Below are 16,642 nucleotides of genomic sequence, written 5' to 3'. Positions count from 1 at the left end.
ACGATGGTCTTGGATTTTTGAACTAAATAAGTGCTTTATCGAAAGGCTTATTAGGGGTTCCCCCCTAATAAGCAATACAAACCAATCTTTTATTTTTGGTTGTTGTTATTGAATCTGGAAATTGGTTTAGCCAGATAAACTATCCATTTCTATGTCTTGAGATATCGCTGACTCTTCAAGTGCTGTTTGAGCTTTCTCTTGAAACTCTTCGTTAGCTTGATTTTTTGAAATATCTTCACTAGCTAAAGATTTGACTGTATCGCTTTGAGTCGCAGCCTTAATTTGGTCGGTCTCTAGTTTCATCTCTTCAGGACTTTCAAACTGTGAAGCTTGTTTGTCAGATAGTGCTTTACGATCTTCTTCGTTTAAAAAGAGCCCTGGAGCAACGCATTCGTAATAGACGGCTTCTTGATAAGCGTTAACCATTGCGATGGAAGGTGTGTATGAACGTTTGAGGAAAGCTGGGCTTACTTCTCTTAGTTTGTCAAAATTCAAATCGAGCTGAGTGATGAAGCTACTACCTGGTACTCGTAAGTAACATTGCAAATCATCAAGCGCTTGAATTTCACTCGGAGAAACTACAGGGCGGGTTACTGTTTGGTGGCCAATTGAAACACCATCACGTAAAGCATTAGCGCCGTAAGATATGTTTTCTTTCGAAATATCAACTTCTTGCTCACCTAAATCTTTTGAAGAAATTTGGGCCATTTGGTTTGATGGGGCTCTGAAATAAAATCGAGAGTTAAGCAAATCGAATATAACGTCTGCCGTATTCTTGCCGTAGGTTTTTACCAATTGCGCATAAGATTGCAGTCCGATGACGTAACATCCTCCAAATTTACGCACCTCAGATATGATGTTATCGAGTTCTGGTAACTTATGTAGGCTTGGCATTTCATCCATGATTACCCAAATGCGTCTATCTTCATCTGGGTCTAACCCTAGAATGGCATTGGAAGCAATCGCGAGCCATGTAGAGATTAACGGTCGTAAAGATGCATGTTGCTGCGCAGCACTAGAGAGAAACAAAAACCCTTTTTGTTCATCGTCTTGAACCCAATTCGTAATAGAAAAAGGTTGGCGCTTTAGGCCGCCTTTCGCGTCTTTTTCATCGAGCCCATCCAAAAATCGTAAGCTCTTAATATAAGTAGCCAAAACAGACTTGATTGAAATGGCGGTTTTTTTTATGTCTTTAGATACCAATGATGCAGATTCAGTACCCTTTAAAAAGTCGCCGAGTGTATCAAGCTCTGAGGTTAAGATAAGCTGTAAGAGGCGAGCAGTTGAGCAGGGGGTTTTCTCTTGGCTCATTCGATAGGCTGTACTGGAAAAAATTGTACGTGCGGAATCTACCCAAAATGGGTCTCCCTCGCCATGCTGAGGAATAAGGGCGTTTGCTATGTTTTCAAAGTCTGGCGCTTCTGATGCGTCACACCAAACATCCCAATTGGCACATCGTTCATCAAATGGGTTCAACAGTACATCTTGGCTAGGATCGAAGAATTTACTCGTAAAGGTACACCCTTTATCGTAAATGATTGCTTTGTCTCCGCGTTTTCGAATCCAAGTTAGCAGTTTTCTTAACATCACCGACTTACCCGCGCCGGTCGTTCCGTCTACAAGTAAATGTTGTACTTCAAATTCATTCTTAAATAAGGCGTGACCGTCTACTTTAAAATCAGAAATGTTGCCATTACCAACACCTTGATGCTTTAGTTTTTTTGCTCGTTGTTTCAGGTCTTTAGTTAGTTGCTTTGGTTCCGCGTATTGAAAGCCTCTAACATGGAAATCTTCACTTTGTTTTTCACCTTGATGCTTGAAGAAACGCAGCGCTAACGAAAACAGAAATAGACCTATAACGATGGCCATTAAAAAGTGAATTTGCGCTAAATACCAAAAGTCGCTGTGGAGATTTAATATCGTTGTATTTTGAAGTTGTGAACCAAGGGTGTCTCTATAGCGCTCGCCTTCCCAAATGGTTAACACATTGGAATCTAATGCTTTACCAAATTTAGCATAGGCTAGGTTACGCCAGTAATAAAACTCCGCATTAAACGCATTGTGAGGGGCTCGAATGTAAGTCAGTAATAATGTTGTGGCCACAATTCCCCAGCCTAAAAATTTAACAAGGGTGTTGTTGACCTGAAAAAACATGCGGATTGCATGAAATGTGATCTGGCCTCCTCGGGTGAAGTGGCTACTTTTGTCGCGAGTTGGTGTATTCATATCCCTTCCTTAGATGAATTAATTAAAAGTCTGTTTGTATAAGGTATTGATATGTAGGAAGGAGATATCCCAGTTTGAGGTGATTTATAGCGCCATAATTGCTTTCCCGTTAAAGGGTCTAAAGCAAAAAAGTATTCACGAGAACTACAAATTAAAGTGTTGTTATGAAGTTGTATGATAACCCTTGGTGGTAGATGGCTTCCTTGATGTTTAGCTATTTCAAATAGTGTTAGTTCTTGTCGTAACGGGTTACTCCATAGCTCTTCCCCAGTTAAAGCATTTAAAGAAAACAAGGTATCATTTGAGTTGCAGATTAATATGTCATGGTAACAAAGGATTTGTATTTGGGTATTAGATACTCGCTTTTGCCACACTTCTGTGCCTGTCGGTAAATGAATCGCGACGATGGTTCCGTTTGTTCCACTAAAAATAAAGTCGTTTAAATATTGGATCTTCGCTGAGTTTTCATTTTCAGCTTCTATATAGTCATGCAATAAACAATGGAAACCTTGCGCTATTAATTGATTAATTTCTTCTTTCATTATTAGAGTATTGTCGTGGTTACTTATAGTGAGAAAGACAGAAGCTTTGTGAAAAAAGAGAAATTTCAGCATAGTTTTTCTTTAACCTCTTGATACCAAGCTAAATTTAGTTGTACCTCCGCAAGACGTTTCTTGAGAGTAAGGGTTTGTATTGTTGTTAAGTGTGGTTGCTTTAAGTGGATTTCATATTGTTTGGCCGCTTTGTATGCGGCCTTGATACTACGCTCTAACTCGTTACTTAATTCTGTTGGGGCAAGTGAGTTATTTGCTAACTTGATGCAGAATGTGTCTCGGTTTTCACTGGTAGATACTGGCGTTGATAACCAGGTAATAAGTGCTTGTTTACCAAGCTCAGTGATAGTAAAAGCATTACCTCTTGGCTGACTGTCAGTTTGCTCTTCAATCCAACCTTCTTTTTGCAAACTCTTTATCTCTCTATAGGTTTGCTGGATGACGGCGCTCCAATAATGGGAGCTATTGATAGCTTTTGTGACACTGTAACCAGTATGGGGTTTTTCATTTAGATACGTAAGGATAACGTAGCGTAGTGACATTCAGCTTCCCCTCTAATACACCCAACCGTTCATACGATGCGCTTCAGGAATGACTTGATGGCATGGGTATTGAGTTTGCAACCCGTATTGCACCAGTGAGTTAGTTGGTGTAAATGCTGCAACGCCGTTGGAGCGTGTAAAGCGATTAGGGTCAACTTTTAATGTGCGTTCCAATGCCTCCCAAATTACGTTCTCGATGAACTGTGTTGGGTCTTCACTGGCAGGTCGAATACCGAGTTGCCCCCCTTTAGGACAAAACCAAGGTCTGATGTTCATTTGAATTTGGTTATAGACACTGCTGGCATACGCTTGTTGTGTACCTAGTAAAAACGCCTTTAATTGCGCCTGCTCAGGTGTTCCTTCTTTATCAATGAAGCGAATGAAGTAAGAGAGATTGTTTACTTGTGTCATCTTTTTTTTAAGGAGCTCATGCGTTGCTTCCTGGTAGGTTTGCTCAAAGTCCACAATCAAGGCTTCCAGTTGCGGACTTTTGTTCCATGGTGGAAGTGAGTTGGCTAATACGTTAAGTGAGATTACCGACATAAGCAGCGCGAGTATTGATGAGGAGAGTTTCATAATTTAGCTTCCTTTATTAACCTTGATGCTGTTTATTATAACAGTATCAAGGTTGATATTCATTCAGTTTTTGTTGGTAATTTGACCGTTATCCATTTTTGTTTGGTTTTTGGGTGGTGTAGTGATAGCCGGTGTCTGGTTGTGGGCTCCCTGCATTTTCTTGGCGCGTTAACTGATCATTGACTTCTTGCTGCACATCACTTGCCGGCAGGTTGGAAGTGAGTGAGGTGTTCGCTTCGTTTTGCATATGCCCTCCCATTACCAAGGCATTGCCTCTGACATTACGGTAGGTATGGTTATCGTAAAGGTCGTCGCTGCCTTTGAGGTTTATCATATCTGCAGTGACTTCTTCAATTTTGCTTTGCGCTACTTCCGCGCCTTGATTGACGACAGCACTTTGCTCTGGATTGAGTGTGGGAGCGCTGCTTAGGTTATTGGGTTGATATAAGTTCTTTAATTCATCAATATTTGAAGAGGACGTGTTCACCCCAAAACTGTTTTTGAAGCTGTCAGATTGGGTGTATAAATCAAAGTGGCTTTTTGCATCGTTGATATCTTCTGGCAATCTCGCTGTCATGAGGCGTTGGACTTCGTTGTTGTCCATTCCCTGATCGACTTCAAGGTAGCGTTGGAAGCCGCTGATGGCACTGCTGGTGAAGCTGGATGAATCGCTCTCCATGCGCGAACGCATATTACTGAGGCTATCTACGGTAGAATTAGCTTCCATAACCGAAGCGCTAAGTGATTGTGTTCTTTGGTAGTTAAGAGAGAAATCATGGGCATATTGCTCCATCTCACTGCGATTATCTTTTGTATCCAGCGTACGTCCCGCTCGCTGCATTGAAGTTGCTCCTTCATTGTACTGCTCACTGGCTTGTTGCATGGCTTGCTTCTGTTCTGCTGTCATACTGCTATAGGCGTTGCGTTCTTCATCGCTCCATCTTGATTCGATACCACCCTGTAGAACACCGCCGGTTAAAGCGCTTGGTAGGCTTACACCACCACTCACGGTCGCAGCATTAGCAAAAGCCCGAGATTGATCTTTTGTCCAACCCATAGTTTGAGACATGTTGTCGATGGCTGATTCCATAGTGGAGCGAGATGTCGAGATCTGTCCTTCGGTTGAGATGTTGTGGCCATCGCCATAAGATTTGTTTTTAGACCAGGCATCATTCCATCGGTCATTTATTTGCATCCCGTTAGAGTAGGCATCATTGAGGTTGTTGGTGGCCTGTTTTTGTGCCGATAGTGCTGTGGAATATTGGTCGTTTACGCTGTTTTGGATGGTGTTTGCTACACTGGCTGACCATAACGGCTTCGATTCTGTTTCTTGCGCATTGTAGGTCTGACGATTAGCGTCATTGTGATAAGTATTGGTCGTTGAACCATCGGATTGTTGTATAGACGACATGCCACTTCTCATAAGTAAGTTGTCATCAAACTTGTTGGCCGAAGTGTTGTTGTAACTGTGGTTTTGCATTTGCAAGTTACCAAAGTCTAAATTACCCGTAGATGCCGCAGCAGAAACGCGGGAATTGGTGCTGTTAATCATACTGGCCATTGAGTAGTTTAAGCTTTGAATAGCAGAGGCTCCACCACTCAATATTTTACCGGCGAGTAACGGAATGCTCATCATGAGAAATCCGGTCATCCAAGCGAAACGCTCATGCAGTTCATTGAGTGGATCTGCATTTTTCAATGACAGTCCGTTAAATAAATTAGCGGTTTCTAAAGAACGTACCTCAAGTGTCCATAACATAATGGCGTTTAAGATAGCGAATAACGCTGGCCATGTGGCCAGGTAAGCAAATGTTTTGACGTAGTTGCTTAAGACCATTTTTGTGAGTGATGGGATAAGAGCGGCGGCGGCTACGAAAAAGCTTAAACACGTAAAGATGAAGAACATCATTGTATGCATCATGGGAATGAACTCTCTGGCTTGCATGCCAAGTGAAGCCCACATTGAGGTTTGTTGCATTTTGTTTTGTGTGTAAGCGTAGTTAAGTGCCTGGCCTTTTGTATTTAATGCATCAATGCTGAACCGAATTGCGTTAATAGCCATGTTTTGCTTTATTACATCCACTGCACCGTTTGATATGCCGACAAATTCTGAGTAGCTTTCGCTGAGAGCATTAGAAAGGTGTGCTTGATTAACGGTCGTACTTTTGCCGTAGAGGTAAGTGCCTAATAGGTTTAAGTCTCGGGTTGCTTCTTGGTTCATTGCCTGCTTTAGCGTTGGGTAATACTCGGCACAGGTTTTGAAGTTCTGGCCTTTTAACATCACTCCACGGATTGGGCTCATGGTCGTCCCATCTAAAAATCCAAAAATATCAGTTGCCGAAAATAAAGCATTCCACGTGTATTTCCCATTAATCTCTACATCATCAATTAAGCAACTTTTAAAAAAATCATTCCACTGTTGTCTTAGTTCAATGTCTTTAATGTCGGCTTGTCGGGATAGTTGGTAAAGCTCTGAACCAAATAACATTCCAGTTCGACCATACCGACGATTGTCACTGGTGTTGAACACTGTTTCGACCGTTTCGGTAACACCCATCATCATGGTAGAAAAAAACCAAGTTGGAATAGCGACAATATAAGGCACGTTATCTACAGCATAGACACCGGTTGGCTCGGTTAAATCAATAATTTGTACGCGCCCTTTTTGGTTAATTAACAAAAGCGGTACAAGTGTGAATATGACCGCAAAGGTATAAATATGTTTGGTATCACGAGTTAAAGTGAAATAAGCAAAAGTGGTCACTGCGCCAAACATAAGTGAAATAGCGATCAATGATGAAAAACTGTCTGACACAAAAAAAGCGGCAACAGCGTCAAGAGCTCGCATAAGCGTAACTCCTTGTGTGTAGGTGTAATATTCAAAAGTCATCAGACACCCTCCCCAAATGTGATGTTTTGCTGCATCTTGTCGTTTAATAGATTCAAATAATCAGCGTCGTTACTTTTATGAGCTTGAATTAATTGTTCTTGCTCGAGAATAAGTTGGATCGCTTTGTCTGACAGACCGTCTGTGTATTTTTTAGCTCGGTCTATGTCCATCGTAATGAGGGATATGTCTTTTTGATCGATTTGAGTGTTAACCATCGACTCTTGAACAACGTTAAGCATGCCTTTCAAATAACGATTTAAGAGCTCGATCGATATCATGCGAGAGTAAGCTGCAAAATTGGGATAGCGGTTAGCCCTGGCTGCACTTCTAAATATGGTGAGAACTGGTGTTTCGGTGTATTCCAAAAATGCTTGCTGAGCATTGGTTAACGCTTGTTCGTTAAGTAACGCGCTATAAAGTTGCTCTAATAAGGTTCGAATTCGACTCTGCAAACCTTTTGCTTTGGTCAGTGTGAGCGTGGTTTTAGTGGGTGCTAAACACTTCTTTGCATCCGTGTCATCGCATTTGTAATAATCAATATCTCCACCTTCTAATAAGGCTTGTACCAGGTTGTTGTTATCCGTCAGTAGGCTTGCATGGTAATTGGGTCTTCCCTGGCTATCGTAAATATAAGTTCCAGAAAGACTCATTAAAAACTCAGCTAAGGCGGTATCGCTGGCTAAGAAGGGGTTTTTTAACGTGGCAGACCAAACGAGATTATGGTTAGTCTTTGTGATGTCTCCTAATGACGCATTATTCCTAGCGTTAGCCAACTGCGTATTAGATTGACCGCCCACACCACATTCATGTTGAGCGGCGACCCAATCAGAAAAGGCGTTGTTTTGAGTTCCCATGGTGGCACAAACGTGTTTTTTTGCTTGAGGGCCAGCGAAGGCGGCTAAGCCCCCTACGGCAGCTTGCGCGGTTTCACAGGAGTTAATTGACTGATTTAGCCATTTATCGGCAATGGATTGTAAGTTGTCGCGTATTTGTTTGATTTGAGGCGCCCAAGTCTGAAGGGCTAAATCAACAGCAAAAGGAACCGCATTTGCAACTACAGCTTTACCAAATTGAACCAATTGGTCAGAGTTTATGTGAGAAAAACCGCCCATGAAGGCATCAATCCCACCACACCCCGCATTGACCGAAGGTATGGTGACGGCTGCAAGCTGTGCGTTTTTTACAGAAGAGCGAACGTATAAAGATCCCCCATTATAAAAGTTAGCGGCTTGGCCTTTGTATGAACTTGGGTTCGATACGTTGGTGTGATACCCCAAACTATTGAAAAATGAATCCAATGAGCCGTTAACACCCGCAGCTTGTGTTATTGGTGACACAAAGAGACTTATTGCCAATGAGAGGTGAAGTACATTACGTTTAGGGACTATCATCGCATCGCCTCCAACACTGCCGAGTCAGATAAAATGCCGTTTACGCTATGTTCGAGCTGTTGGTAAGAGACATTACCAACTGATACGCGAACAAACTTACGAGTATTAACGTTAATTAAAAAAGTGGCAGGAACAGTAATGCTTCTAGGATTATCAAAAAAGAGTTGGCTGACTTCTGGCGTAGCAGGGATTGGTACAGGAAATTGATCCATGGATTTCCCATCGAGTGTAAATGCATACGTTGGTAGCGAATTGGCTTGTGTAAATTGCTTGAGAGTAGGTGCAAAAGCGTGGCAATACGCGCAGTCACTTCGGAAAAAGAACACCATCGCGTATTGATCGTTCATGGCTGCGTTGGTTGTGGCTGATGGAGCCAACAGTAAAAGCATTAGAGGTATGAAACGCTTAAGCTCTGTTCCAAATAAAGCGGCTTTAACCTGCAAAGAACGCAGAATGATATTCATGAAATAAATAGTTAATAAGTTGGTTGTTTTTTCAATTTTCATAATTAAAAGTCCGGTGTTTGGTAGTCATTAGCGACGTTGTAAAAGCGGCCTAATAACTCATTTTGCGAAATAAAGCCGTAAGCAAGAGGTTTGAACTCGCCTGTTTTTGGGTTTACTAATAGAAGGGCTGGTGTGAACGGCACTACTACTTTCTTATCATTGTTACGGTTGTTTTTGACGGTATCGATGAACACGCCATCTTCACTAATACCGAGCAATTCCATACTATGCGTGTCAGCAAAGGCTTGTACTGACGGTGCTAAGGTTTGACTTAGAGCATCTTCACCTTGATAGACAAAGAAAAACCCCCACCCTTGTGCTTTCATCTTTTCTACAGCTTCATCTTTGGCATTGCGTTCCTGGGCGTAATAGGTGCTGCGAGCCGCTTGTTCTACTGGCCTATCTTTGATGTAAGAATATTCAGGGTTCTCTAAAAGTAACTTCTTAAATGTCATGCCGGTTTGAGAGGTCTTTTGACTAATAAAGTGCTTTAACTGCATCACTTTTAGGTTCTTTTGAGTATCGGTAGGGTTGATTGTTGCGTCAGCTACCGCCTCTTGAAATACCTCATGAAACCACTGCATTTGCTTGGTTGCGCTCATCACCGTAGTTGTTGAGTTTGGTGGCGGCGCACTCACTTTTTTAGAGGGGGCTTGGCGTTTAATCTGAGGTTCGTTGTACCATTTCCATCCCGCAGGAATATCTTTCGCTATGAGGCTTTGGCTGCTCAGCGCGTTCAATAGAATGATGAGAACAAAGGGCTTCATTTTCATGGCTAATCCTGTTTTAACGAGCTTTCTAGACGATTTTTGATCTCATCTGTATTAGGCAGATCCATATCCGCATGCATATCTTCATAGAAATCAGTGAAATCAATATGTTCGAAATTAATGCTTTGTAACTGCTCTGGGGTTATTGGGTCGCATATTGGATTTTTTGCCGAACCAAAGTTGCTACCTAATTGGTTTTTATTACCTTGCTCTTGAATGATGCGTGCCATTTTGCTGTCGTAGACGCAGTAGGTTTTCTTTTTACGGGTACAAGCTCCTAATACCTTGCTTGCGCAATAAGAGCCTAAACTAATAGTGAGTTTCTTCTCTTTTGCTTGACCGAGCGCCTTTTCATCTTCATTGCATTGTGCAAGTCCTAGGTCGGTTCCCCACCCTCCGTCTTTGCAGCAGTCGGCGAACCCGAAAACACCGTCAGTACATTTCATTGCTTTACCAGTAAACATTGTTGGTGGATTCCCTAGGGATTCCCCCGCAGCATTTAAACCAGCGAGCGCAGCAGCAGATTCGTCGAACTCTGAATTTTGAGTTGGCATTTCGCCATAGCAATCCCCGTCAAGACAGAAAGAGGTTTCTCCACAAATGAGGTTAGTAGCGCTACAGTTTTGCTCAGGACACGATTTTTTTAATTCTTGTTCGATGCAAACGCCATTTTGCATCAGGGTGCATGCGCTTGATGTAGTCGTGCAGTTAGTTGGTAATGAAGCGCAGGTATCAGGTCGGTCACAGATGTGGTTGACCTGATATTTCCAGCAGTTAAGCGTGGTAGGAATACCATTGATAGTGCGAGTAGCACGCCCTTCAATGCAAGTTTGAGACATTACTTTACACTCCTTTAATAGAGTGCATTGTGTTTGCCATGTGACCGAGTTTTTAATGCAGTTACCACCAGAGAGGGTGAATCCACTTGAGCAGCTTAATGAAGCTTTTATGGTCTCCTGAACAGGACCGCAAATCTCGTAACTTTTGCTCCAGTTTGATCCCTTACAGGCTCCCCAACTCGAAGAACTTTTCAAGGCTCCTTTGGTAAATCCTTGATTTGGCGTTACATATTTTCCGTCCCATATATAAGTAGTCCTATTTGAAGAGCAATTACTGTTACCGCCTGATTGGGTGACAGCGTTCGAGCCGTTATATCGGCATTGCTTTATCGTACGCTTGCAATTGTAACCTTGCCGAGTCCAACCTGATGGGCAACTGTAAATGACAGGGGAAAGGCTGGCGGTAAATGTTGGTGTTTTAGTGCAAGGAACTGAACTATTGGTTGGTTTTCTGCATAGTTTAGGGATGTACTCTGTGATGCATTGAGTACCACTGTCACAATCTACATATTCGTTAGAAATGCCATGTGTTATGTCATAAGCATTCTCTTGGCCAAGAAGAGCAAACTCAAACGCGGGATCATTTTTAATGTCAGGTCTGCCTTTGTCGAAACTTTCTTGAATCGCACCGGCTTTATCGTTTGAATAATACTCACTGGTCTTTTGGCTTTCGATTGCTGCGTCATTTAAGGACTTTTGAGGTGGATTATTAACTTGATTTACACATTGAGCATCGGCGCATAAATCTTCGATAGTTAGAGCGCCGTTGGCTTTGTTCGGAATATTTTGTTGCGCACTTTGAGCCCAAGAAACATTATTATTATATTGCTGTTCTTGGTTTGCGGCTTGAACGCCGTGTATCCAAAGAAGAAGGATAATAATAGGAAGGCGGCAAGAGAACATTATCGTTGCCCTCTTGTTAGCAAAGCATTTACCACGCTTTTGGCGTCACCTTCTTGTAAAAAACTTATTGCGTCATTAAAGGAGACATTGCCTTTTACTCGATCATAATCGCTTTCAGTGCAAGGTTGTTTAGGAAGACATTTACCTGGTTTAACGACAACAAATGTTGGTACTTCCGTAACATTGAATGTTCTAAACCATTCCGGTGAAATCGCAAAGCCGCTTTGAATCGGTGGTTTACCTGGCTCTTGGATAAGTGATTTGATTTTTTTTGCCGTTGCTGCAAAGCCTTGAGGTAGCACACCTCGAATAACTAAAGGCACTTGCCACGCTTCACTTTGTTTCAGTAATGCCTTTAATGCTGGCTTCGGCATGGTAAGAGAGACAAATATCATCATGCCGGTCGGGGCCGCATTAGGGTTTTCCGTTGGCTGTGGAATATCAACAGCCCCTTTAAGATATCGGGGATCAAGCTTTTCTTGCCAGTGAGCAGCATCGGCGCGTATTTGCTCTTGAAACTGAATGCTTTTCGCTTGTTGAGTTTGGATAGCATGTTGAGATGTAGAGTCTATCCCTTGCTCTTTTACATTAAGCTCTAGGTTTGATAATGATTTCAACTCTTCTTCTGTGTAACCAATTGAAGCAAAAGAATAAGTGCTCCAAAGTGTGAGTAATAAAATAGTAATTTTCATTATTGTTATCCTTTGAGAATAAGCCTATCCACTCTTTGAGTGGTGCTCCTTTTCGTTCAACAAGGGCTACGCCCGTTATCGCAACGAAAAGCGAGCTTAAATTTTATATTTGAGGATGGCCTAGCCAGCGGTCATCCGAATATTTGTCTATTACAAAAAGACGCAATTACGTTTACGCCACTGCACAAAACCAAAGTTGTCCCCCGTTGTTGGGTTATCATGCCCCATCTCCCAAATTGCCGTTGTGGTTGTATAGGGGTGGCACCATCCAGCATCTGGGATTGGGGCGCTCATCTGATAGCGATAGCGGGATTTAGGTAGAATTGGCGTTGGGTATTGGTAGCAAATTGCTCCGTCTTCACCACTCGTTTCCCAAACGATGCCCTGACGGTGCAACTTGTAATTCAACCTTTCCATAATTAGCGTTCCTGCTTGGATCGGTGTATCTCTATAATTGGTTGTGCCTGTTAAGGGGTAGGCACTTCCTTGTGATCCTAAACACCAAAAAAGTGCGTCAAATGGTAGAGCGTGGTTACTTGTTGTGGCTATGGCTTCGGGGATACAGGCTAGTTGTGCTATGGGGTTCCCAAACAGAATTGCTTCTGGGTTTAAAATAAAGGAAAGTTCGTCGTCGTCCCAAAGCGGATCTATTTCTGTTAGATACGCGATGTCGAACACATCAGTAGCCATACAAGCAGTCGATTGAATGATTTGCAGCCAATAAATAAGTGGGTACTTATACCAATGAGCATGATAAAAACCGCCATCACTGCTGTCATTATCACGCGCAGTTGTTCTCCCCCCAATACGTTGCATGTTTGCACCGCCGAGCTCCATTCCCATGTTAACCATGCAATAAGGGACGCGTGTAACGTCTGTTAATGCGTAAGGTTCCCAATAGCCAATGTTTAGTCCAATTTGTACAAAAATAGGGGGTGGTTTGGGACAATAAGAAATTGGCATCGATGGGTTTGATGTGTCTGGATAGCTGGACGGAATTAGCGGTACTGAACCTACAGTCATCGGAAACATACAACTCCAACAAATATCACTGATAGGGTTGATAAATCGTGATGAGCAAGCGGCTGACGCTGCATTGACTTGAGCGCTCATACTAAGGCTCAAGAGAATAAGACTGAATAATGAAAGAAGGCGATTCATGGTTACTTCTCCGGCTCAATTTGACTTACATCGAACTCAGTGACCTTCCAATGAATACCGGATTGCTCGACCACACTTGGAACGTGCTTAATGTGAAGCTTTGTGATCAACAATCCTTGTTGATCAAAATAGATACGTGAGTCTAGGGTTTGTGCTACTTGATTTGGGCTGCCGCCGGTTAATACCCATTTGATAGGCTTTGTTGAGGCGAAATTCTTCGCCCACGCTAATTGCTGAGGGTCTTGAGCATTAAAGAAAACTAACGCTTTTTTATATTCAAACTTCGGGTACTGGCTACCCATCGGCCATGTTTTAGGGTCGAATGGGTTGATTGTTGTGCCAGCTTTCGCAAAAATTTTTCCTGTTGTTGGATCGACTAGGTCTTGAGGTACTGTCAAACTCGGATCTACATAAAACACATGCGGTGAAAGAGTGGTTGATATGTCTACAGGCTTTGGTGTTTCAACACTTTGCCTAACCTTTTCTGAAAATTCCTTTTTCATATCGTCTAATCGTCCAGAGGCTTCAAACCCTTTCAGACGATTTTCAATCCAGGTCAGCATATCCACTTCACCTATTGGAAATGTAGGCCCGATACGACCTAAATCTTTAGCATTGATGGTTACGCTAAGGGTTAAGCACAATAGTATGAATATGATTTTCATTGGCTTACCTCATTATCTTTATAGCGATCAATGATCGCTTGTTGGATATGAGGAGTGATATCGATGGTGCCATCAACAACGGCAGCGCTGATCAGCACAACTGCATTATTCTCTTGTTGATATTGGCCAACTTCGTCATTCATTATTTCAACAAATTGACTCAATCTCTGCGTTTGTGCTTCTAGGCTTATTTCTTTTTGAATCAGGCTTTGATGGTATGCATCAATCGTACTTTTAACGTCAAAGCTAACGAGTTTTTGAGTGTGTGTGGTGCTTAATATAAAAAAAGTACTGAGTGATACCAGAATCGAGATACTAAGAGTCAGTGCAACCAATGGGAATAATCGTATCATGCTGTTTTTCCTTCTCTTTTTTCTTTCAATGCAGCTTCAAATACTTTTATGTCTTGACCGTAGAAGTGTTCTGCTGTGACTTCGATTGCGTCCATTAAAGGCATTCCTTCATCCATTAGCTTTTCACAAAACTCATATTCATGAGGCTCTGTGCTTAAACAAGCTCGTGAGAATGGGTCGGAAAAAATGCGGTGATAAGAAATGTGTCCACCGGCTTTGATACGAATACAGCTGTATCCAGCTTCGCTGGCTCGAGGAAAGCTTTTGATGACGCTTTGTTCTATGGGGCTGAATGCTTCTGGATGATCGGCTAAGAACTTATCAAACCCTTCCCCTTGTCTTAGTGTCATATGAATATCAGAGTTGTCGTAACTTGCTTTTGCTTCGGCATTAGCAAAAAAGTCAATGATGCCTTGCGTAACGGTAGTAAAAGACCCTCCAAATTTACGGGCGGTGCGGTATCCAGTATTAATGAACATTTTTGCTTGAGCATTAGCGCCGCTGAGCAAGCTCCATGCCTCTTCAATGATGCACATCTTTTCTGTTGAACGAGATCCCGATAAATACATTTGCTGATTTATCGAAACGATTAATGCAAAGATAACAGGGCGTAACACATCTTCGTTGAACCCGTCGAGTTCAAGCGTAGTAATATCAGTGTTGGGGTCGAGCATGGACGGCTTATTAAAGGTGTCGCCATAAATTCCGTTTGTGCAGTACTTATTAAGCTGAACGCCAATGTCTTTGATACGTCGGTCGTTATCGTACTCATCGGCCATTTCAAATAAGGCTTTCTGCACATCATCGACTAAGGTTTTGGTTTTCTTACGATCCCAAGCGCGAACAATGGCATCTCCTAATATCGCCAATTGGTAGTTGTCTAACTCTTGGTAGGGTGATGCGATGGTGGCAAATAACGCAGTGATGTTACTGAGCGCTTCTTTCATTGGGTCAACGTTTTCGCCGTCCTCATCAGCAAAGGCTTGAGCTTGAGAAAATTGCCCTAAGTGAGTGAATGGGTTAAGGAAAATGCTTTTGTGATCAAGGTACGCTCCCCCTAACATCAAAGTGAGTTTTTTATAACTAGCGCCTTTATCGATAATCCAAACTTTACCGCCTTTGGCGTATACCGCTTTTGCGAGATTTTCGACAAAGAAACTTTTCCCCGCACCTGAGCCGCCTGTGAGAGCTATGTTTTTGTTATCACTGCCACAGTTGAAGGGGTCAAAGAAGGATATTTGACCGCGCATCGTTGGTAACAGTAAGCCACCACTTAACGTCTTAAAGTCCAGTACCATAGGAAAGAAATTGACGGCATTTGAACTCTTCAATGTACGAACGCGCCCTGCCACTAAACAATCTTTCCAAAACCCCTCACTCATCATAAACGGCAGCGAGCACAAGAAGCTCTGAGCTTGCAACATGTGTTGTGGGATCAAGTCGAGACTGGTTGCTGAAAAAGCTTCCTTTGCTGCTTGTGTATCACGTCGACGGTTTTCATCATCAGTAAAAAGGGTTAGGCCGAGTACCATTGATGTTAACGTAAACTCTTTATCACTAAGTCCCTTTTGTATTTGCTTTCTTTCTTCCAATTCGTCAGCGGCGGTTGGCATGATTAGTGCCAATTTAGAACCGACAGTTTTTGTCAGGTCATTGATTTTTTTGTTGTTGTCGTGTTCAACCTTACCGTTAACTTCTTGTCTAAAGTTAAGTGTTAATAGATGAGGGCATGTTAGATGACGAGCAATATTTCGAATTGAAGCGAAACATTCCGGTAGAGCATAAAGACGATAATCGGCGGGTAAACGTGAAAGCCCTAACCCTACTATTTGAGTATGGATATCTCGACCAAAGTGATTCGTGTGTCGTGTATCGATGAAGCTGCGGTTAACCATCAGTTCTGTGTCTGGCGATAACACTTGCTGATTAATTGGATCAAATGGGTTGTAATCTCGTTGAATTGGACGATCTTGTTGGCGGTCAAAGTTAGTGATATCACCGATGTAGGTGATGAACAGCTCGGGTGTCATTCGAATGGTTTGAATGCCTAATTGATGTAAGGTTGTCTCAACGGAATCTCTTATTTCAACTAAAGCCTCATCATCTTTTGTACTGGTCGAAATGAAGAAATACGCTTCATAATCTCTCAGGTCAAAGTGATGGCGTTGTTTATGAAAAAATCCTTCTGTCGCTGCAAATTGAGCGTACTCGCTTTCTTGCCTTGCCAGCCTTTCGCAAATGCCACCTCGACGAGCCAATATTTCCGCATTGGCTTCAATGTAATGTGCAACCTTGTTGTGACCAAACAAACTGAGTTGATAGTCCCACTTGTCGCCTTGTGGAAACTCGCAAATGAGCTTATTCAAAGATTGAATAAGCTCGTCGTTCGCACCACCAAGGACTGCTAATTTAAAACCTAACCCATGAGATTGCTTGTTCTGGAAAAGTTCTTGTTTGCTATCATAAGTGCGATAAGGTAACTCACTGTGAAAGTGATTTTGGTGCTTTCTTGCATCTTGAAAAAAAGCGCCTAAAGTCCCTTTCTTCCAACGGTCTGCTGTATTGGAAAACATC

At 42.4% G+C, this 16,642-nt stretch carries 14 protein-coding genes; all 14 read right to left on the bottom strand.

The window, feature by feature from the left end:
• Positions 1 to 126: 126 nt before the first annotated feature.
• The 14 genes from traD to traC all read right to left on the bottom strand — a co-directional run bounded on the left by traD (position 127) and on the right by traC (position 16,641).
• Positions 127 to 2,226: a type IV conjugative transfer system coupling protein TraD gene (traD, locus tag BCT49_RS12250; RefSeq protein WP_102435473.1), complete on the bottom strand. Its 2,100-nt coding sequence runs from the start codon at positions 2,224 to 2,226 to the stop codon at positions 127 to 129.
• Entirely contained in the window at positions 2,223 to 2,840 is a 618-nt protein-coding gene (locus tag BCT49_RS12245; protein ID WP_102435471.1) for a PQQ-binding-like beta-propeller repeat protein, read from the bottom strand. Before BCT49_RS12245 ends, traD begins: the two co-directional genes overlap by 4 nt.
• On the bottom strand, positions 2,834 to 3,322 hold the full coding sequence (locus BCT49_RS12240; protein WP_102435469.1) for a PadR family transcriptional regulator: 489 nt from the start codon (positions 3,320 to 3,322) through the stop codon (positions 2,834 to 2,836). Before BCT49_RS12240 ends, BCT49_RS12245 begins: the two co-directional genes overlap by 7 nt.
• A 12-nt stretch (positions 3,323 to 3,334) precedes the next feature.
• Positions 3,335 to 3,898: a hypothetical protein gene (locus BCT49_RS12235; RefSeq protein ID WP_241908066.1), complete on the bottom strand. Its 564-nt coding sequence runs from the start codon at positions 3,896 to 3,898 to the stop codon at positions 3,335 to 3,337.
• Positions 3,899 to 3,986: 88 nt separating this feature from the next.
• Positions 3,987 to 6,788: a conjugal transfer protein TraG N-terminal domain-containing protein gene (locus BCT49_RS12230; RefSeq protein WP_102435467.1), complete on the bottom strand. Its 2,802-nt coding sequence runs from the start codon at positions 6,786 to 6,788 to the stop codon at positions 3,987 to 3,989.
• Positions 6,788 to 8,179, bottom strand: a complete 1,392-nt coding sequence (locus tag BCT49_RS12225; protein ID WP_102435465.1) for a conjugal transfer protein TraH — start codon at positions 8,177 to 8,179, stop codon at positions 6,788 to 6,790. The genes BCT49_RS12230 and BCT49_RS12225 overlap by 1 nt, the downstream gene beginning before the upstream one ends.
• Entirely contained in the window at positions 8,176 to 8,568 is a 393-nt protein-coding gene (gene trbB, locus BCT49_RS12220; RefSeq protein ID WP_241908068.1) for a type-F conjugative transfer system pilin assembly thiol-disulfide isomerase TrbB, read from the bottom strand. Before trbB ends, BCT49_RS12225 begins: the two co-directional genes overlap by 4 nt.
• A 119-nt stretch (positions 8,569 to 8,687) precedes the next feature.
• Complete coding sequence (gene traF / locus BCT49_RS12215; RefSeq protein ID WP_102435463.1) at positions 8,688 to 9,458, bottom strand: type-F conjugative transfer system pilin assembly protein TraF; 771 nt, start codon at positions 9,456 to 9,458, stop codon at positions 8,688 to 8,690.
• Positions 9,459 to 9,460: 2 nt separating this feature from the next.
• Positions 9,461 to 11,197, bottom strand: a complete 1,737-nt coding sequence (traN, locus tag BCT49_RS12210) for a type-F conjugative transfer system mating-pair stabilization protein TraN (protein ID WP_102435461.1) — start codon at positions 11,195 to 11,197, stop codon at positions 9,461 to 9,463.
• Positions 11,197 to 11,889 (bottom strand): type-F conjugative transfer system pilin assembly protein TrbC, encoded by a 693-nt coding sequence (gene trbC / locus BCT49_RS12205; RefSeq protein WP_102435459.1) that lies wholly within the window; start codon positions 11,887 to 11,889, stop codon positions 11,197 to 11,199. Before trbC ends, traN begins: the two co-directional genes overlap by 1 nt.
• A 150-nt stretch (positions 11,890 to 12,039) precedes the next feature.
• Positions 12,040 to 13,050, bottom strand: a complete 1,011-nt coding sequence (gene traU, locus BCT49_RS12200) for a conjugal transfer pilus assembly protein TraU (RefSeq protein WP_102435457.1) — start codon at positions 13,048 to 13,050, stop codon at positions 12,040 to 12,042.
• A gap of 2 nt (positions 13,051 to 13,052) precedes the next feature.
• Positions 13,053 to 13,715, bottom strand: coding sequence for a type-F conjugative transfer system protein TraW (traW, locus tag BCT49_RS12195; RefSeq protein WP_102435455.1), 663 nt, complete (start codon positions 13,713 to 13,715; stop codon positions 13,053 to 13,055).
• Entirely contained in the window at positions 13,712 to 14,068 is a 357-nt protein-coding gene (trbI, locus tag BCT49_RS12190) for a type-F conjugative transfer system protein TrbI (RefSeq protein ID WP_102435452.1), read from the bottom strand. Before trbI ends, traW begins: the two co-directional genes overlap by 4 nt.
• Positions 14,065 to 16,641 (bottom strand): type IV secretion system protein TraC, encoded by a 2,577-nt coding sequence (traC, locus tag BCT49_RS12185; RefSeq protein ID WP_102435450.1) that lies wholly within the window; start codon positions 16,639 to 16,641, stop codon positions 14,065 to 14,067. Before traC ends, trbI begins: the two co-directional genes overlap by 4 nt.
• Between the last annotated feature and the right edge of the window lies 1 nt (position 16,642).

Origin of the sequence: Vibrio lentus, assembly GCF_002875945.1 — a bacterium.
In the GTDB taxonomy this organism is placed as follows: Bacteria; Pseudomonadota; Gammaproteobacteria; order Enterobacterales; family Vibrionaceae; genus Vibrio; species Vibrio apostichopi.
This window is presented reverse-complemented; position numbering and strand designations above follow the sequence as displayed.